Raw genomic sequence first — 17,835 nt, 5'->3', positions numbered from 1 at the left:
CGACGGAATGAAGGGCGCGCTGGTCATCGGTGCGGGACCGGCAGGGCTGATGGCCGCCGAAGAGCTAGCCCGCGCCGGTCATCCCGTCACCGTGGCCGAAGCGATGCCGACTCCGGCGCGCAAATTTCTCATGGCCGGGAAATCCGGTCTGAACCTGACCCGCGACGAATCGTCGGATCGGTTCGCAGGCAACATCGCCCTCGGCGCCGGGGGCTGCCTGCCCCCGCACCCCCGGGGATATTTCGGTCAGGATGAACCGGAATTCGGCCCCGCCGACGCCATGCGCTGGGCGCGGGAGCTCGGGATCGAGCTGTTCACCGGCTCGACGGGGCGGGTCTTTCCGGTCGGTATGAAGGCCTCGCCACTGCTGCGCGCCTGGCTCGCCCGACTGCGCGCCATGGGTGTCGAGCTGCGCAGCCGCTGGCGCTGGCAAGGATTCGACGGCGATTCTCTGATTTTCGACACGGCGGAGGGGCGTCGGCTTCTGCGGCCCGAGGTGACGGTGCTGGCGCTCGGCGGGGCGAGCTGGCCCCGGCTCGGCTCGGATGGCGCCTGGACCGGCTGGCTGGCCGCGAAGGGTGTGGCAATCGCGCCATTCCGCCCGGCGAATATGGGGTTGCGGGTGAGCTGGTCTGATCAGATGCAGCGCCATTTCGGCCAGCCGGTAAAGGGCAGCGCGATCCGGGGGGGCGAGGCGATGAGCCGCGGTGAATGGGTGATTTCGCGCCACGGCATCGAGGGCGGCGGGATCTATGCCGTGGCCGCCGCGATCCGGGACGGCGCCGAGGCGCGGCTGGATCTCGCGCCCGACCTCGCAGCGGACCCGCTTGCCGCGCGTCTTGCGAAACCGCGCGGGAAGCTCTCCGTCGGCAACTGGCTGCGCCGGGTGCTGGGCGATCCGGTCAAGGTCGCGCTGCTGCTTGAATGGGGACGGCCCTTGCCAGAGAATGCGTCGGAGCTGGCCGCTCTCGTCAAGTCGCTGCCGATTCGCCATGAAGGGCCGATGGGTCTGGACCGGGCGATTTCCTCGGCCGGGGGGATCCGGCTCGATGCGCTGCACCCGTCCTTGCAGATCAGGGCGCTGCCCGGCATCTTCGCGGCGGGCGAGATGCTGGACTGGGAGGCGCCGACCGGCGGCTATCTGATCACCCATTGCCTCGGGAGCGGACGCCGTGCCGGGCGCGGGGCGGCGGCCTATCTGTCGCGGGCGGCCTGAAATGCGGGCCGCGCATGAAGCCGCGCCTGGTAATCGGTCAGCCAGCTTTCGGCGATGGGAAACTTCGCCGCATTCGCCCAGAACAGGCAATGGGTCAGGATGATGTCCGGCACGGTCATCACCTCGCCCATCAGATAGGGCCCGTCCCCGATGCGCTGGCTGAGCGTCTTCTGGCTGCGCTGAAACTCCCATCGCAGCGAATCCTTGATCCCTGAAACCCGCAGCTCGGCGGGGAGAACAAAGCTGTGCCGCGCCGCCGTCCACAGCACCGCGTCGAATTCATCCAGCAGGAATTGCGTCAGGCTGTCCTGCCGGGCGCGATCCCGGCTGCCTGCGGGGTGGGTCATCGCGCCGTGCCGGTCGGCGAGATACTGGATGATTGCCGTCGAATCGGTGATGGGGAGCCCGTCATCGACCAGAACGGGCACTTTCCCTGCCGGGTTGAAGGCCACCACACCCTCCGATCGCGGCGGCGCCGGATCGTGCTCGTAATCCTGTCCCAGCTCTTCCAGCATCCAGATTACCCGGAATGCTCTCGTGTCGGCGGCACCGATGACGCGATACATGCGCACCTCCCTGATTCACGCCACGCTAGGCGCATGTGTCCCCGGCGGCAAGGCGAGCCGGCGAAATCCGACAGATCTTGACGCCACGCCTCGCCCGCGCCAATCCTGCCGGGTCCGCCGGAGATCCGACATGTCCCAGTCATCCCACAAGCTCGTCACGCCGATTCTCATCGGCGGCTGCATCATCCTGCTGATCAATTTCTCGTTGCGCGCCAGCTTCGGCGTGTTCCAGATCCCGGTGCAGGAAAGCTATGGCTGGCTGCGGGCGGATTTTTCGCTGGCTATCGCCATCCAGAACCTCGCCTGGGGGATCGGACAGCCGATTTTTGGCGCGCTGGCTGAAAGATGGGGAGACCGCTGGGCCATCATCCTCGGCTCGGCGCTATATGCGATCGGCCTTGCCATGTCGGCGGTCGTCACAACGCCCGAGGCGATGCAGATGTGGGAAATCGCCGTCGGCTTCGGCATCGCCGGGACCGGCTTCGGCGTGATCCTGGCCGTGGTGGGACGCGCCGCCAGCGACGAGCACCGCAGCATGGCGCTGGGCATCGCGACCGCTGCCGGATCAGCCGGTCAGGTCGTCGGCGCCCCGCTGGCCGAAGCGCTTCTGTCGCTGATGGCATGGCAGAGCGTGTTCCTGACCTTTGCCGGCCTGTCGCTGACCATGATGCTGTTCCTGCCGTTGCTGGGGTCGGGCAAACCCGCCGCGCCGACCGAGCTGGAAGAAAGCATGGGCTCGGTGCTCAAGCGCGCCTTCCGCGATCCGTCCTATCTGATGATCTTCGCCGGGTTCTTCTCTTGCGGATATCAGCTTGCCTTCATCACCGCGCATTTCCCCGCGCTAGTGACCGAGATGTGCGGCCCGATCGCGCCCGGCTCGATGCTGCATTCCATCGGCATCACCACCACTTCGGCGCTGGGCGCATGGTCGATCTCGCTGATCGGGGCGGCGAATATCGCAGGCACCATCTTCGCAGGCTGGTTGGGCAATCGCTATTCGCGCAAATACCTGCTGGCCGGAATTTACACGCTGCGCACCCTGATCGCCGCTGCGTTCATCCTGACGCCGATCACACCCGGCACGGTGCTTCTGTTCAGCGTCGGCATGGGATCGCTCTGGCTGGCCACCGTGCCGCTGACCTCTGGTCTGGTCGCCTATATCTACGGGCTGCGCTATATGGGTACGCTTTACGGTTTCGTTTTCCTGTCTCACCAGCTCGGCTCGTTTCTCGGCGTCTGGCTGGGCGGCACGCTCTATGACCAGACCGGCGGCTATACGGTGGTCTGGTGGGTCGGCGTCGGCGTCGGCGCGTTCTCGGCGCTGATCCACCTGCCCGTGCGCGAGGCCCCCGCGCGCCTTCCCGCCACCGCCTGAGCGATCCGCTTCCTGCGACGCGGTTTCCGGAGCGCTCAGCCCGCCGGTTCCTTCCACTGGATCGTCATCTGAGTCTGCGTCACCCGCGCCGCCACCTTGCCATCCCCGCGCGTCACGACCACCTCCCAGATCTGGGTCGTCCCGCCGATATGCACTGGCGTCGCGGTCGCCCGCGCCGTGTCCCCGATGCGGATCGGGCGCAGGAAATTTACCTTGGATTCAAGGGTTACCGTGTTCTCGCCCTTCTTCAGATTCAGCGATGCCGCGGTCCCGCCGACATTATCCGTCAGCCCCAGAATCGCCCCGCCATGCATCACGCCGTTGCGATTCGACAGCGCCTTGGTCACCGGCAGAGCCATTACCACGCGGTCAAGCTCGGCCTCGACCATCTCCATTCCCAGCAATTTCGTGAATTCCGGCTGCCTTTCGGCGATCTGCGCAATGCGCTCAGCGTCGGTCATTTTCTGTCCTTACAATCACTTAGATAAGCGCATCCGGCCCATCGGACCCGCCGCAGAGACGCGCGGATCTTCCGCCGCCGGGGCCGGAATGGCAAGCGCGTATCCCCCTCGCCAAGGACGCCTGGCCGCGTTAATCAACGCAAATGCTCTGGGACACACTCGCACATATCCCCGCGACACAGTTCGCCACGTTCATCACCGGAGGTTTGCTTCTGAACCTCGCACCGGGCCAGGACGTGTTCTTCGCCTCTGCCTGCGGCATAAAGGGCGGCCCCCGTGCCGGAGCGGTGGCCGGGCTTGGTGTCGGCATCGGCGTGCTGTTCCACCTGACGCTGGCCACGATCGGTCTTGGCGCAGTGGTTGCAGCAAATCCCGGCCTGCTGGCTGCGATCAAATATATCGGCGCCGCCTACCTGTTGTTCCTCGCCTGGCAAAGCTGGAACGCCGCCGCGCAGGAACCGTCGCAACATGCCCCGGAAAACCTGTGGCGCATCCTGCGTCGCGGGGCGCTGTCGAACATCCTCAACCCCAAACCGGTGCTGTTCCTGCTGGCCTTCCTGCCGCAATTCACCCGCATCGAATACGGCCCCATCTGGCAGCAGATCCTCGGGCTGGGCCTGATCTTCGCCGCCACCGGCACGCTGGTCACCATCGGTTACGGCGTCGTCGCGGGCTGGCTCGGCCTGCGGCTTGGGCGGCGGCTCAGGCTCATGAACCGCATCGCGGCGGTGATCTTTGCCGGCCTCGCGCTGCGCATGGTCACCAAGTGAGCTTCACCTACGCGCCACCGGCCGATCCGCCCGAGATCCTGCATGACGATCACGAAATTCTCGTCGTCAACAAGCAGGCCGGACTGCTCTCGGTGCCGGGGCGCGGCCCCGACAAGGCCGACTGCCTGATCGAGCGGCTCCGCGGCGCCTTCCCGACCGTGCTGCTGGTGCACCGACTGGACATGGACACATCGGGGGTGATGGTTTTCGCGCTCACCCCGCATGCGCAGCGGCATTTGTCGCAACAGTTCGAGACGCGCCGGGTCAAGAAAACCTATATCGCCCGCGTGTGCGGCGAAGTCGGCGACAAGACCGGCACTGTCGAGCTGCCGCTGATCGTGGACTGGCCCAATCGCCCCCGGCAGAAGGTCGATTTCGAGGCCGGCCGTCCCGCACGAACCGACTGGCGCGTGGTCAAGGCGACGCCTGCCGAGACGCGGATCCGGCTCATGCCGGTGACCGGGCGCAGCCACCAGCTTCGCGTGCATATGGCCGAGACGGGCCATCCGATCCTGGGAGACCCGCTCTATGCGACGGGAGCGGCGGCGGACCATCCGCGGCTGATGCTCCATGCCGAGACCTTGCGCCTGCGCCATCCCGACAGCGGCGTGCAGCAGAGCTTTTCCGCCAAGCCGCCCTTCTGACGGGGCGAGCGCGAAATTCAGAACCGACCTGTGCACCGCCCGAGCCTCGGTCACGCGGGCCGGACGGGCCTCTGCCTCTGCCAGAATGTCGCGTATCCCCCGCATAGCTTGACTTTCCTGCCCCCCGGCACCATTCAGCCGAAGGATCACAGACCGAAGGGCGCAACATGGCGAAAGCGGAAAAGAAGGACGGGATCTGGGAAACGGTCAAGACCATTTTCTGGGCGCTCGTCATCGCGGGGATCTTCCGCACTCTGTTCTTCCAGCCCTTCTATATCCCCTCCGGCAGCATGAAGGACACGCTGCTGATCGGGGATTTCCTCTTCGTCAACAAGATGGCCTATGGCTATTCGCAATATTCCTGCCCCTTCTCGATGTGTCCGATCGAAGGCCGTATCCTCGGCTCTCAGCCCGAGCGGGGCGATGTGGTGGTGTTCCGTCACCCGACCCGTGGGGTGGACTATATCAAGCGCGTCGTCGGGCTGCCCGGCGATACGGTGCAGATGACCGAGGGCCGGCTGATCATTAATGGAGAGCCAGCGGAATATGAGAAAATGCCCGATTTCGTGGAGCCGCGCACCGCGCAGCGTGGCGGCACGGATCTGCCGCTCTGCACCGATCTTTCAACCCCGGAAGGCGGCCCCTGCCATAAGGAGCGTTTCACCGAAACCCTGCCCGGCGGCGAAGGCCACAGCGTACTGAACGCGATCGACGGGCTGACGCAGGACGACACGAAGCTGTTCACCGTCCCCGAGGGCGAATATTTCTTCGTCGGCGACAATCGCGACAACTCGCTGGATTCCCGCTTCAGCAAGTCGCGGGGCGGGCTCGGCTTCGTCGCCGATGAATATCTGATCGGGCGCGCGGACCGGGTGCTGTTCTCATCGGCGGGAAGATCGCTTCTCTACGTCTGGACCTGGCGTCCGGACCGCTTCTTCAAGGCAATTCGGTGAAGGTCTCGACCGAACTGCGCGAGTTCATGGCCCGGCTGGGGCATGACTTTGCGCGGCCCGAGCTGCTGATTCAGGCGCTGACCCACGGCTCGGTCGCCTCGCCGACACGGCCGCATAACCAGCGGCTCGAATTTCTCGGGGACCGGGTGCTGGGCCTGACCATGGCCGAGGCGCTTTATGCCGCCGACAGCGCCGCCAGCGAAGGCCAGCTCGCCCCGCGCTACAACGCGCTTGTCCGGGGCGAGACCTGCGCCGAGGTCGCCCGCCAGATCGGGCTGGGCGATGTGCTCAAGCTGGGCCGTTCGGAAATGATGTCGGGCGGACGCCGGAAAGAAGCACTGCTCGCCGACGCGATGGAGGCGGTGCTGGCGGCGATCTATCTCGATGCCGGGTTCGAAACCGCCCGCGCGGTGATCCTGCGCCACTGGTCGGACCGGCTCGACAGCGTCGAGGACGACGCCCGCGATGCCAAGACCGCGCTTCAGGAATGGGCGCAGGCCAATGGCATGTCCCCGCCCCACTACGAGGTCACGGGCCGCAAGGGCCCCGACCACGCCCCGGAATTCGAAATCACCGTGACGCTGGATGATGGACGCCACGCCGTATCGCGCGGCAAAGGCACCAAGCGCAGCATCGAACAGGAAGCCGCGCAGGCAATGCTGATGGAGATCGGGGGTTGAAAGGGCTGCGCTGCGGTGCACCAAAGCGCATCCTGCGACGTCCACTACCCCACCCGCACACCACAAAAATCCGTAGGGTGGGATTCCGCCAACCAACCCAACCGCTGCCTAACCCACACCCCCAAGCCGCCTATCGTCGCGGCGTCACCTCCGCAGGACACCAGCCATGACCGAACACCCCGCGACCCGCGCAGGCTTCATCGCCCTGATCGGCGAACCCAATGCCGGGAAATCCACCCTCCTGAACCGCATGGTCGGGGCCAAGGTCTCGATCGTCACCCACAAGGTGCAGACCACCCGCGCCCGCATCCGCGGCATCGCGATGGAGGGCGACGCGCAGCTTGTCTTCGTCGACACCCCCGGCATCTTCCGTCCGCGCCGCCGGCTCGACCGCTCGATGGTTGCTGCCGCATGGGGCGGGGTCTCGGACGCCGATGTCATCGTGCTGCTGATCGAGGCGCATCGCGGGCTGACCGATGGCGTGCAGCAGATCCTCGACCATCTGCGCGAAACGGCGGGCGACCGCCCCGTCGCGCTTGCCATCAACAAGATCGACCGGGTGAACCCCGAGGTGCTGCTGGCCCTGACACAGAAGATGAACGAGGCCTATGATTTCGCGCAGACCTTCATGATCTCGGCCCAGAAAGGGCGTGGCACCGACGATCTGCGCAAATGGCTGTCCGACGCCGTGCCCCCCGGCCCGTGGCTCTATCCCGAGGACCAGCTTGCCGATCTGCCGATGCGCATGATCGCCGCCGAGATCACCCGCGAAAAGCTGACACTCCGGCTGCATGAGGAACTGCCCTATCAGCTTACCGTGGAAACCGAAGCCTGGGAGGACCGCAAGGACGGCAGCGCAAAGATCGACCAGATCATCTATGTCGCCCGCGCCGGTCACAAGGGAATCGTGCTGGGCCACAAGGGCGAGACGATCAGCGCCGTCGGCAAGGCCGCCCGCGAGGAGCTGACCGAATTCCTGGGCCGCAAGGTGCATCTGTTCCTGACCGTGAAGGTCCGCGAGAACTGGCTGAACGAGGCCGAGCGTTTCACCGAGATGGGCCTTGATTTCGGCGATGGCTGAACGGCTCGCCGCGCATGTCTGGGTCGGGGCCTATCTGACCCGGCTGGGCCTCGCCGACATTCCCGCCTATGTGCTGCGCCACGGCGACGACACGGCGGGCGCGGTCATGGTCAAATGCGCGACGCTGGACGGCAATGCGACGCTCTGGCGGCGGGAATGGGATTTCGAGACCGACACCCGTCCCTGGACCCGCATCGCCACCGGCCCCGAGCCGGAAATCGATGCCACGATACACCGCGAAACCGGCTTCGACCCCGATCTCTGGGTGATCGAGATCGAAAGCCGCAACGGCCGTACCCTGTTGGACGAGCCCGGCCTTGGCTGAGGCCGGGCTTGCACCGTCCCGCGAGAGGCAGGCATGGGCTTTGCCGCCCGCATCGCCTAGGCTCCGGCCATGACCGGCAAGAACAGATCCGCCCAATCCCTCGGCATCGCCGCCATGTGCGCGGCGATGTTCATGCTGCCGATGGGCGACGCGCTGACCAAGCTCATCACCCGCGTGCTGCATCCAACCGATGTGACCGCGATCCGCTCGGTGATCCAGCTTGCCGCGCTGGGGCTTGCCGCGCTGGCGCTGCGGAAATTGCTGTCGGGGCGGTCCCTGTCCTGGCTGTCGCTTGCCTCGGGGCTGCTGAATGCGGTGATCTCGCTTTCGCTGATTACCGCGTTCAAGTTCATGCCCATCGCCACCGCCATCGCCATCTTCTTTGTCGAGCCGCTGCTGCTGACCATTCTCGCCGGTCCCTTTCTGGGCGAGCGTCCCGGCCCGCGCCGCTATGTCGCGGTGGCGGTCGGCATGATCGGCACGCTCATCATCCTGCGCCCGAATTTCTCCGAGTTCGGCTGGGTGGTGGCACTGCCGCTGATCGCCGCGCTCGCATTTGCCTTCAACATGATCGTCACCCGCAAGGCCACGCGGCACTCCTCGCCGCTGAGCTTCCAGATCGGCGCATCCCTGTTCGGCGCATCGGCGCTGGTCGCGATCTCGCTGCTGCAACCCGCAGAGGCGGTCGGCCCGCTCGCGGCGCTGTCCGCGGCGCCGGGATGGGTGCTGATCGGGCTGGTCGCCTCTGGCGCGCTTGCCGCGCTCTCTTTCCTGACTCTGACTTATGCCTTCGCGCAGGCCGAGGCGAGCGTGCTGGCGCCGTTCCAGTATCTGGAAATCCTCGGCGCGACACTTGTCGGCTATGTCGTCTTCGGAGACGGGCTGGACGGGCTGACCCTGCTCGGCACGCTGATCGTGCTTGGCTCGGGGCTTTACGTGATCCACCGAGAGCGCCGCGCCGAGCAGGACATCCGCATCACCCCCGCCCGCGCCGACCGCTGAGAGCGCGACGTTCAGCCAGAGGGAGAGCAGTGAGAGACCCCGCCCCCGTTGTTCCTCTCAGCGTGTCGGGATCGCCTTAAAATGTGACAAGTCAGCGCCTTTAGGCCCAAGGGGATACTGCATATCGTTCAGATATTAGCGACCGCGCCGCCCCCGGCAACTAACCCGCAATATCGCCAAGCGCCGCCGACCCCAGCGCAGCTGCACCAGCCCATGAAAAAGGCCGCCGAGGCGCATCGCCCCGGCGGCCCCTTTCGGCCATCGGTGGGCTTACTGCTGCTGAGAAACCTGCTCGCCCGCCTGCTCGACCAGCGAGGCAAGCTGCGCACACAGCGCGGCCTCGTCGGAGCCCTGCGCGGCGGCGGCGTCGGCGAGGGTCTGCTCAACGCCCATCGCGCTGACCGTGCCCTCCTGCCCCTTGGCATAGGCGGCATCGACCGCGTCCTGATCGGTAGCGGCGGGCATCATCGTGATCAGCTCGTTCTGGGTCTCGACGGCGGCGCCGTCGATATGCCCCTCGGCAACGCAATATTCCAGCACGCCGAGCTGGTTCTGGGCGGCGGACACCGCCATATCCGGGTCCTGCTGCGGCGCGGTCTCCTGCGCGGCGGCCAGCCCGGCGGTGAGCGCAAAGCCCAGTGCGAGAGCGGATGTCTTGAACATATCTTAACCTCTGCATTTCGGCGGCATCTGTGCCGTCGCGGTCATAGGTGCGCATTGCCGCCACAACATCAACCGCGCGCCGGTTCCTGAGTGATTTCCTGCCGATTTGCCGAAGCCTCATCGGCAAGACTCCCCCTGCCCTTTCCCGAGTGGCCGGGATAACAAGATCGTCATGGAACGCCGCCCTCAATATGCCGATTCGCCGAAAGGCTTCGCCTTCGCGCTTGCCGCCTACGGGATCTGGGGCTTCCTGCCGCTTTATATGAAGCTGCTTTCCGATATTCCGCCGGTCGAGGTCATCGCCCATCGGATCATCTGGTCGCTGCCGGTGGCCGGCGCAGTCCTTCTGGCGCAGCGGCGCACCGACGATATCCGCGCGGCCATTGCCAGGCCCCGGCTGCTTCTCATGGCGGCGCTGACGGCCTCGCTGGTGACGGTCAACTGGCTGATCTATGTCTGGTCGATCATCAACGATCACGCCCTCGAGGCAGCGCTCGGCTATTACATCAACCCGCTCTTTTCGGTGACGCTGGCCGCGTTGCTGCTTGGCGAAAGGCTCAGCCCGCTGCAACTGGCAGCGGTGGGTCTTGCGGCGCTGGCTGTCACCATCCTGACAGCCGAAACCGGCAGCCTCCCACTCGTTGCCGTCGGGCTGACCTTTTCCTGGGGCTTCTATGCGTTCTTCAAGCGATCCCTGCCGCTCGGACCCAATCAGGGTTTTACGCTAGAAGTGATGCTGCTCTGCCTGCCCGCCCTTGGCTATCTGGTCTGGCTGCATCTGAACGGCGGAGGCCATTTCGGCCGCTCCTGGAGCGCGTCGCTCCTGCTGATCGGCACCGGCCCGCTCACCGCGATCCCGCTGATGTGCTATGCGAATGGCGCCAAGCTGCTGCGCCTCTCGACCATCGGGATTATGCAATACATCACCCCGACAATGATCTTTTTCATCGCTGTCTGGCTGTTCGACGAACCGTTCGAGGGCGCCCAGCTGATCGCCTTCCCGCTGATCTGGGCGGCCCTGCTGATCTATTGCTATACGCTCATGCAATCGGCCCGCGCCCGTCGCCGCGCCGCGCAGTCCGAGGCTTCTCTGCGCCCCGAATAGGGCGAAGGGACATGGGCCTCAGGGCGTGAACCCGCCCGACACGGTCAGCACCGTCCCGGTCACGAAGGATGCCCTGTCCGAGGCCAGCCATAGCGCCGCCTCGGCCACGTCTTTCGGGCTGGCGATGCGGCCCAGAGGCGTCTGCGCCGCGACCTGTTTCGGGCGGTCTGGGTTGCCGCTGCGCTCGTGGATCGAGGTCTCTGCCGTGCCGACCCGGATCGCGTTGACCCGAATGCCTTCCGGACCCAGCTCCTTGCCAGCGCCGATGCTCAGCGATTCGACTGCCGCCTTGGTCGCGGCGTAGTGGACATATGTCCCCGGACTGCCCAGCACCGCCGCGATCGAGCCCATATTCACGATAGCCCCGCCCGCACCGCCCTGCGCGGTGGACATGCGCGGGATCGCCGCCTGCGTGCAGAAGATCACGCCATAGACATTGGCACGGAACGTGGCCTCCAGCGTCGCGGCGGGCAGATCCTCCAGCCGTCCGGTCTGCCCGATGATCCCGGCATTGTTGATCAGCGCGCGGGGCCGCCCAAGCTCGGCCTCGCAATGCGCGAACAGAGCCTCGGCGCTGGCCTCCTGCCCGATATCTCCCTGCACGGCGATGGCCCGCGCGCCCTGCGCCTTGCAATCCGCCACGACCTGCGCCGCGCCGGCCTCGTCGGAAAGATAGCTGATGCAGATGTCATGGCCCTCTGCCGCAAAGAGCCGCGCCGTCTCGGCGCCGATCCCCTTGCTGCCGCCTGTGATGATCGCGATCTGCCGCATGGCGCTGCCTCCTCATCTTCGCCGGGTCGCTGACCGCGATCATCGCGCGAACCCGCCGCGATGGCCAGAGCCACGCCGGTCTACGTCCAGTGTGCAGTCTGTGTACGCGCCGTGCGCAAGCTTCAGCCCGGTTCCGGCAGAGCCTCGATCAGCACGAAAGCCTGCGCCCAGGGGTGATCGTCGGTCAGGGTGACATGCACCACCGCCCGGTGCCCCGGTGGGGTCATCTTCGCCAGACGCGCCTCGGCCCAGCCCGTCAGATGCATGATCGGCTGGCCCGTGCGCAGATTGCTGACCGACATGTCCCGCCACGCAATCCCCATCGCCAGCCCGGTGCCAAGCGCCTTGGAACAGGCCTCCTTCGCCGCCCAACGCTTTGCCAGCGTCCCGGCCTCATCCTTTCGCCGCGCGGCCTTGGCCAGTTCGCGCTCGGTAAATACCCGGTTGCGGAAACGGTCGCCATGACGGTCCAGAACGCCCTGAATACGCTCGATATTCGCGAGATCGGTCCCGATGCCGAGGATCACGGAGCGGTCACCTCTGCCGTCACATCGCCGGTGGACTGGTTGATCGTCACGTTCAACGTGGCGGGCGCGCCCATGCCGGTTTCGGGACGGAATGTTTCAACCGGGATGTCCAGCACCAACCCGCGCGCCGGATCGTAATCGGCGCTGCGCCCCGCGAAATCGATATTGAAGAACCCGCTCGCCGCGCCACCCTCCGCGCGCGACAGCGAGACCAGCCGGCACTGACGGTCCCCGATCTCACTCAACGGCGGCGATAGCACCATCAGATGCACGGCAGCCGCCGCGGGTTCCAGCGTGTCGATCACCGCCACCCGCACATCTCCGTTGGCATAGACGGCCGTGTGATCCTCCCACGGCTCGGGCAGGCTCCGCGCGCTCACACGCGCGTCGCAGTCACCGACGCTCTGAGCGACAGCTGGCGAAGCCAGCAGCAGAAAAGCCAGCAGAATCCGCATCATGCGCGGGCCTCATTCATGCGGCGGCGCATTTCCCGGATCGCTTCGGGAAGGCCGATAAAGATGGATTCCGAGATCAGGAAATGTCCGATATTCAATTCCTTGATCTGCGGGATCGCAGCGATGGGGCCGACGGTGTCGAAGGTCAGCCCGTGACCGGCATGAACCTCCAGCCCGAGGCTCTCTGCAAGCGCCGCGCCATCGCGCAGGCCGTCCAACTCGGCGTCACGCTCGGCGATCCGGCCCTCGGTGTCGTAATCGCAATAGGCACCCGTATGCAGCTCGACCACCGCCGCCCCGATCCGCGCCGCGGCCCTGATCTGCGCCGGCTCATGGCCGATGAACAGCGACACCCGGCACCCCGCATCGCGCAGCGGCTCGATATAATGGCCGAGGGCGTTGTCATTGCCGGCCACATCCAGCCCGCCCTCGGTCGTGCGCTCTTCGCGTTTTTCGGGCACCAGACAGATCGCATGGGGCTTGTGGCGCAGCGCGATGGTCTGCATCTCGGCGGTCGCGGCCATTTCGAGGTTCAGCGGCAGGCGCAGCCCCTCCATCAGCGCGTCGATATCGGCGTCCGAGATATGCCGCCGATCCTCGCGCAGATGCGCGGTGATGCCGTCGGCGCCTGCCTCTTCGACCATCTGCGCGGCGCGCAGCGGGTCGGGCCAGGGCGTGCCACGCGCGTTGCGCACCGTAGCGACGTGGTCGATATTGACGCCAAGTCTCAGCATATCCGGCACCTCCTGCAGGGAATCTAGACCGGCACGGGCGGCGATGCGAGTCTCGTCGCCGTGATCCACCAGCTTTCATGCGCCGCGCCGATCCGATAGGCGGCCAGCCCGGCCGCCGCTGCATCCAGGAAGATCCCAAAGCAGCTTGCGCCAGAACCGGACATGCGGGCCAGCAGAGCCCCCTCGTCGCGCAATGCGCGCAGCACTGTAGCGATGCTGGGGCAAATTGCGATGGCGGGGTCTTGCAGATCGTTGCGGCAGGTCTCGAGATAGGCGATCAGACCCGCGAGATCGAAGCTGTCCGGCACGGGCGGCATGGGCGGATTGTCCCTCCGGTCCAGTGCCTTATAGACCTGCGGGGTCGAGACGGACTGCCGGGGATTCACCACGACCAGATGAAGCTCGGGCAGCGCGGGCAATGGGTCCAGCATCTCTCCGATGCCGCGCATCCGCGCGGGCCGTCCTGCAAGACAGACCGGCAGATCGGCACCAAGCCGCTCAGGCGCTTCCGGCAATGCCGCGCCCATCCGCGCCAGCCCGCGCAGAACCGCCGCCGCATCCGCAGAGCCGCCCCCAAGGCCAGAGGCCACGGGCAGGTTCTTGGTCAGCGTGATCGCGGCTTCGCGTCCCGCCATGCGCGCGGCACGCAGGCAGAGATTATCATCGTCCGAAAGACCCTTTGCAAAAGCCCCCTCGACGCTGAGCGAAAGCGGGCCGCCGGTTAGGGTTACAACGTCCCCGGCAGTGACAAAGATGACCAGCGAATCCAGCAGGTGATAGCCATCCGCGCGCTGACCTGTGACATGCAGGGTCAGGTTCAGCTTGGCCGGCGCGAATTCGGTTACGCTCATTCCTCTTCGGCCGTTGCCTCACCCTCTTCCCGGGCGTCCGGCGGCGGAGGCAGCGTGCCGCCATTGGCCGCTTCTTCATTCAGCACCGCATCCAGCCCGCGATCAAGCTTGGCGCGGATGCGGTGGGCATCGGCTTCGGTTTCCGGGTCGAGGCTGAGCGCGCGCTGCCACTGGATCTCGGCCTCGCGCTTGCGTCCGACCTTCCAGTAGATGTCCCCGAGATGGTCGTTGACCAGCGAGTCGTTGCTCATCATCGCGACGGCGCGTTCCTGCGGCGCCACGGCCTCCTGATAGCGGCCGAGCCGATACAGCACCCAGCCAAGCGAATCGAGGATATAGCCATCATCGGGCGACAGCTCGACAGCGCGTTCGATCAGACGCAGCGCCTCGTCCATGTTCTCGCCGCGATCGACGAAGGAATAGCCCAGGTAATTCAGCATCTGCGCATTATCTGGGCGGATTTCGAGCGCCGCGCGCAAATCCGCTTCGGCGCGATCGAACTGGTCGAGCCGCTCCAGCGCGATGGCGCGGGCATAAAGCGCGAACCAGACATCATCGGGGTTGTCGGTGCCGATCAGGGCGATGGCCTTGTCATAGGCGGGCAGCGCCTGGGCCCATTTCTCCTGCTGGCGCATCAGATCGCCGAGCGCGATCCAGCCCTCGGCCAGATCCGGTTGCGCGGCCGTCAGGGCAAGCGCGGCCTTTTCTGCATCGGCCACCCGATCGGCGCGGGCGAGGGCATCAATGCGCACCAACTCGGCGGTGGGACGCATCTCGCCCTGCTCGCGCAGCGCGTCGAATTCCGTCTCGGCGGCGTCATACTGGCCGAGCGATTGCAGCATCTGGGCGACCATAAGCCGGGCATCGGCCATGTCCGGCGCGATATAGCTGGCCAGCCTCGCATGGATCAGCGCCAGCGGGTTCGGATCGACATCGTTCGACAGCAGCGTGGCGAAGGTCAGAAACACCTGCGCGATACCGTCGCTCGGGGAGGAGACCACATCGAAGCGAATGTCTTCGCCATCGCGGAGCCGGGCTGCCAGATCGTCGACCACGCCATCGATCCCCATTCCCTCGAGCGGCTCCAGCACGGCAAGCGCATCGTCTCGACGGTCGAGCTGCGCCAGCACCTGCGCCTCAACGATGGCGGCCATGACATTGCTGTCCGGCCCATCGCTTTGAAGCAATTCGGCAGCGGTCTCGAAATCACCGACAAGAGCTTTTGCCAGGGCCATGTGGTAATCGACCAGGGCGGCGGTTCCGGGGATCTGCCGGATCCGTTCGAACGCCGCATCGGCATCCGAGGCACGCCCATCGCCGAGAAGCGCCCAGGCCCGCAGCATGCCGTCCAGCAACTGCTCGGAGCCATCGTCTTCCGAGGCGGCGCTACTGTCGAGCGCGTCGAGAAGCCCGGCCCAGTCCTCTTCTCCGGCGGCACGGGCCCGCTCGACCAGCTCGACGAGGCGCGAGCTCATGCCGGTGCCAGAGCTGTCGATCACCTCGTCGGCGACCTGAATGGCACGGTCGATCTGGCCCGATGCCATCAGCGACACGAGCGTGCTGTCATTGAGGTAAGGCGATTGCGGGTCCTGACGCAGCGCGCGCAGATAGTACTCGGCGGCGGCGTCGAAATCATTCTCGATGGCGGCGGTCCGGGCGGCCAGATACGGGCCGACCAGATCCTGTGTCAGCGGCGCGGGCGGCGTTTCCGGCTCTGCCTCCGGCGCGGTCATCGCCGGTGCGTCGCCGCCGCTATCCTGCGTTGCGCCCTCACCGTCCTGCACCCGGTCCGGCCGCGGCGGCGGCGGCGCGTCATCCTGTGCGAATGCGGGCTGCGCCGACGCCGTGGTGACCGGCAGGGCGATGAGGCAGGCAAGTGCCAGCGAGTGGATCAGTTTCATCAGCGCAGGTCCGATTTTGCGTGTCGGCCCGACCCTATAGAGGCCACCTCCGACACGCAACGCCACGCCCGCCAGCCGGCGGAGCCTTGCGATCACATATTCGGGTAGTTCGGCCCGTCTCCGCCCTGCGGCGTTGTCCAGACGATGTTCTGGCTGGGATCCTTGATGTCGCAGGTCTTGCAATGCACGCAGTTCTGGAAATTGATCTGGAACCGCGCATCGCCGCCTTCGCCGACCACCTCATACACGCCCGCGGGACAATAACGCTGCGCAGGCTCGGCATATTGCGGCAGGTTCACCTCGATCGGAATCGAAGGATCCTTCAGCTTGAGATGCGAGGGCTGCTGTTCCTCGTGATTGGTGAAGCTGAAGCTGACATTAGTCAACCGGTCGAAGCTCAGCTTGCCGTCGGGCTTCGGATAGTCGATTTTGGGGAAGTCCTCGGCCTTACCGGTTGCCTCGGCGTCGGTCTTGCCGTGTTTCCAGGTCCCCAGAGGGTTCCAGCCGGTCAGATTGGCCACCCACATGTCGAAACCGCCGAGCGAGAGCGAAGCCCACAGCCCCATTTTCGACCAAAGCGGCTTGACGTTGCGCACCTTCTTCAGATCGTCCGCGACCGGGCCCGAGCGGATATCTTCTTCATAGGCGGTCAGCTCATCGCCCTCACGGCCCTCGGCGATGGCGGCAGCGGCGGCATTTGCAGCCGCGATGCCCGACAGCATGGCATTATGGTTGCCCTTGATCCGCGGCACGTTCACCATCCCCGCCGAACATCCCAGCAACACACCGCCCGGGAAGGTCAGCTTGGGCAGGGATTGCCAGCCGCCTTCGGTAATGGCCCGCGCGCCATAGGCCACGCGTTTCCCGCCCTCCAGTAATTCAGCCACCATGGGATGATGCTTGAAACGCTGAAACTCCATATAGGGGTAGAGATGCGGGTTCTCGTAGTTCAGATGCACGACGAAGCCGATCAGCACCTGGTTATCCTCGAAATGATAGATGAACGAGCCGCCGCCCGCATTCTTGCCGAGCGGCCAGCCCATCGTGTGGGTGACGGTGCCGGCCTTGAATTTTTCGGGATCGACCTCCCAGATCTCTTTCATGCCGAGCCCGTATTTCTGCGGCTCATGTCCGTCCGACAGACCGTATTTCGCGATGGCCTGCTTCGAGAGCGAGCCGCGCACGCCTTCGGCCAGCATCACGTATTTGCCGCGAAGCTCCATGCCGGGTTCGTATTGCGGGCCGGGCGTGCCATCGGCGTTCAGCCCCATCTCGCCCGCGACCACCCCTGCCACACGCTCGCCATCCATCACGAAAGCAGAACAGGCCATGCCGGGGAAAACCTCTACGCCGAGTTCTTCCGCCTGTTCGGCCAGCCAGCGGGTCACATTGCCCATCGAGACGATATAATTGCCGTGATTGTTCATCAGCGGCGGCATCGGCCAGTTCGGCACCCGCATCTGACCGGATTCGCCGAGGATATAGAAATTATCCTTGGTTACCTCCTGCTTGACCGGCGCGCCCTTCTCTCTCCAGTCCGGGATGAGCGCATCCAACCCGGATGGGTCCAGCACCGCACCGGACAGGATATGCGCACCGATCTCGGAGCCTTTTTCCAGCACCACGACATTCAGCTCGGCGTCGATCTGCTTGAGCCGGATCGCCGCAGAGAGACCGGCCGGACCGCCCCCCACGATAACCACGTCGAAATCCATCGACTCGCGTTCGATCGTGCTGTCCTGTTCGGTCATTGGC

Annotated in this window: 20 protein-coding genes; 10 read left to right on the top strand and 10 right to left on the bottom strand. The window is 65.7% G+C overall.

Annotated elements, in window-relative coordinates; translation table 11 throughout:
* Window positions 1-7 precede the first annotated feature (7 nt).
* Window positions 8-1,216 (top strand): BaiN/RdsA family NAD(P)/FAD-dependent oxidoreductase, encoded by a 1,209-nt coding sequence (locus PAF18_RS15165; protein ID WP_271116523.1) that lies wholly within the window; start codon window positions 8-10, stop codon window positions 1,214-1,216.
* Here the strand turns inward: PAF18_RS15165 and PAF18_RS15160 are convergent.
* On the bottom strand, window positions 1,195-1,782 hold the full coding sequence (locus tag PAF18_RS15160) for a glutathione S-transferase family protein (protein ID WP_271116522.1): 588 nt from the start codon (window positions 1,780-1,782) through the stop codon (window positions 1,195-1,197). The genes PAF18_RS15165 and PAF18_RS15160 overlap by 22 nt on opposite strands.
* 130 nt (window positions 1,783-1,912) lie before the next feature.
* Here PAF18_RS15160 and PAF18_RS15155 point away from each other — a divergent pair, with 130 nt between their 5' ends.
* Window positions 1,913-3,157, top strand: a complete 1,245-nt coding sequence (locus tag PAF18_RS15155) for an MFS transporter (protein WP_271116521.1) — start codon at window positions 1,913-1,915, stop codon at window positions 3,155-3,157.
* A gap of 35 nt (window positions 3,158-3,192) precedes the next feature.
* Here the strand turns inward: PAF18_RS15155 and PAF18_RS15150 are convergent, their stop codons facing one another.
* Window positions 3,193-3,618 (bottom strand): PaaI family thioesterase, encoded by a 426-nt coding sequence (locus tag PAF18_RS15150; RefSeq protein WP_271116520.1) that lies wholly within the window; start codon window positions 3,616-3,618, stop codon window positions 3,193-3,195.
* Window positions 3,619-3,761: 143 nt separating this feature from the next.
* Between PAF18_RS15150 and PAF18_RS15145 the strand changes: the two genes are divergently transcribed.
* The 7 genes from PAF18_RS15145 (at window position 3,762) to PAF18_RS15115 (ending at window position 9,073) form a co-directional block, all read left to right on the top strand.
* The gene (locus PAF18_RS15145; RefSeq protein WP_271116519.1) at window positions 3,762-4,388 is read left to right on the top strand and encodes a LysE family translocator; all 627 of its coding nucleotides are present in this window, start codon (window positions 3,762-3,764) and stop codon (window positions 4,386-4,388) included.
* Entirely contained in the window at window positions 4,385-5,032 is a 648-nt protein-coding gene (locus PAF18_RS15140; protein ID WP_271116518.1) for an RluA family pseudouridine synthase, read from the top strand. Before PAF18_RS15145 ends, PAF18_RS15140 begins: the two co-directional genes overlap by 4 nt.
* A 167-nt stretch (window positions 5,033-5,199) precedes the next feature.
* On the top strand, window positions 5,200-5,985 hold the full coding sequence (gene lepB / locus PAF18_RS15135; RefSeq protein ID WP_271116517.1) for a signal peptidase I: 786 nt from the start codon (window positions 5,200-5,202) through the stop codon (window positions 5,983-5,985).
* Complete coding sequence (gene rnc, locus PAF18_RS15130; protein WP_271116516.1) at window positions 5,982-6,665, top strand: ribonuclease III; 684 nt, start codon at window positions 5,982-5,984, stop codon at window positions 6,663-6,665. The genes lepB and rnc overlap by 4 nt, the downstream gene beginning before the upstream one ends.
* A 166-nt stretch (window positions 6,666-6,831) precedes the next feature.
* Complete coding sequence (gene era, locus PAF18_RS15125; protein WP_271116515.1) at window positions 6,832-7,746, top strand: GTPase Era; 915 nt, start codon at window positions 6,832-6,834, stop codon at window positions 7,744-7,746.
* A complete protein-coding gene (locus tag PAF18_RS15120) occupies window positions 7,739-8,071 on the top strand; it encodes a DUF1491 family protein (protein ID WP_271116514.1) in 333 nt (110 codons plus the stop codon). The genes era and PAF18_RS15120 overlap by 8 nt, the downstream gene beginning before the upstream one ends.
* 69 nt (window positions 8,072-8,140) lie before the next feature.
* Complete coding sequence (locus PAF18_RS15115; RefSeq protein WP_271116513.1) at window positions 8,141-9,073, top strand: DMT family transporter; 933 nt, start codon at window positions 8,141-8,143, stop codon at window positions 9,071-9,073.
* Window positions 9,074-9,343: 270 nt separating this feature from the next.
* On the opposite strand, the gene PAF18_RS15110 is transcribed toward PAF18_RS15115, so the two are convergent.
* Window positions 9,344-9,736 carry a pore-forming ESAT-6 family protein gene (locus tag PAF18_RS15110; protein WP_271116512.1) on the bottom strand — a complete coding sequence of 131 codons (393 nt, stop codon included), beginning with the start codon at window positions 9,734-9,736 and terminating at the stop codon, window positions 9,344-9,346.
* A 172-nt stretch (window positions 9,737-9,908) separates the two neighbouring features.
* Between PAF18_RS15110 and rarD the strand changes: the two genes are divergently transcribed.
* Window positions 9,909-10,841 (top strand): EamA family transporter RarD, encoded by a 933-nt coding sequence (gene rarD / locus PAF18_RS15105; protein ID WP_271116511.1) that lies wholly within the window; start codon window positions 9,909-9,911, stop codon window positions 10,839-10,841.
* 18 nt (window positions 10,842-10,859) lie between these two features.
* Here the strand turns inward: rarD and PAF18_RS15100 are convergent, their stop codons facing one another.
* From PAF18_RS15100 to PAF18_RS15070, 7 genes are all read right to left on the bottom strand, one after another.
* Complete coding sequence (locus PAF18_RS15100) at window positions 10,860-11,612, bottom strand: SDR family oxidoreductase (RefSeq protein ID WP_271116510.1); 753 nt, start codon at window positions 11,610-11,612, stop codon at window positions 10,860-10,862.
* A 122-nt stretch (window positions 11,613-11,734) separates the two neighbouring features.
* Window positions 11,735-12,139: a holo-ACP synthase gene (gene acpS, locus PAF18_RS15095; RefSeq protein WP_271116509.1), complete on the bottom strand. Its 405-nt coding sequence runs from the start codon at window positions 12,137-12,139 to the stop codon at window positions 11,735-11,737.
* Complete coding sequence (locus tag PAF18_RS15090) at window positions 12,136-12,597, bottom strand: hypothetical protein (protein WP_271116508.1); 462 nt, start codon at window positions 12,595-12,597, stop codon at window positions 12,136-12,138. Before PAF18_RS15090 ends, acpS begins: the two co-directional genes overlap by 4 nt.
* Window positions 12,594-13,328: a pyridoxine 5'-phosphate synthase gene (locus PAF18_RS15085; RefSeq protein WP_271116507.1), complete on the bottom strand. Its 735-nt coding sequence runs from the start codon at window positions 13,326-13,328 to the stop codon at window positions 12,594-12,596. Before PAF18_RS15085 ends, PAF18_RS15090 begins: the two co-directional genes overlap by 4 nt.
* Before the next feature lie 23 nt (window positions 13,329-13,351).
* Complete coding sequence (locus PAF18_RS15080) at window positions 13,352-14,179, bottom strand: 4-(cytidine 5'-diphospho)-2-C-methyl-D-erythritol kinase (RefSeq protein WP_271116506.1); 828 nt, start codon at window positions 14,177-14,179, stop codon at window positions 13,352-13,354.
* Window positions 14,176-16,080, bottom strand: coding sequence for a tetratricopeptide repeat protein (locus PAF18_RS15075; protein WP_271116505.1), 1,905 nt, complete (start codon window positions 16,078-16,080; stop codon window positions 14,176-14,178). The genes PAF18_RS15080 and PAF18_RS15075 overlap by 4 nt, the downstream gene beginning before the upstream one ends.
* 92 nt (window positions 16,081-16,172) lie before the next feature.
* A complete protein-coding gene (locus PAF18_RS15070; protein ID WP_271116504.1) occupies window positions 16,173-17,831 on the bottom strand; it encodes an electron transfer flavoprotein-ubiquinone oxidoreductase in 1,659 nt (552 codons plus the stop codon).
* Between the last annotated feature and the right edge of the window lie 4 nt (window positions 17,832-17,835).

The organism is Paracoccus sediminicola (genome assembly GCF_027912835.1).
Lineage (GTDB): Bacteria > Pseudomonadota > Alphaproteobacteria > Rhodobacterales > Rhodobacteraceae > Paracoccus > Paracoccus sediminicola.
Note: the sequence above shows the minus strand (reverse complement) of the source record. Positions and strands in the feature narration are given on the sequence as shown.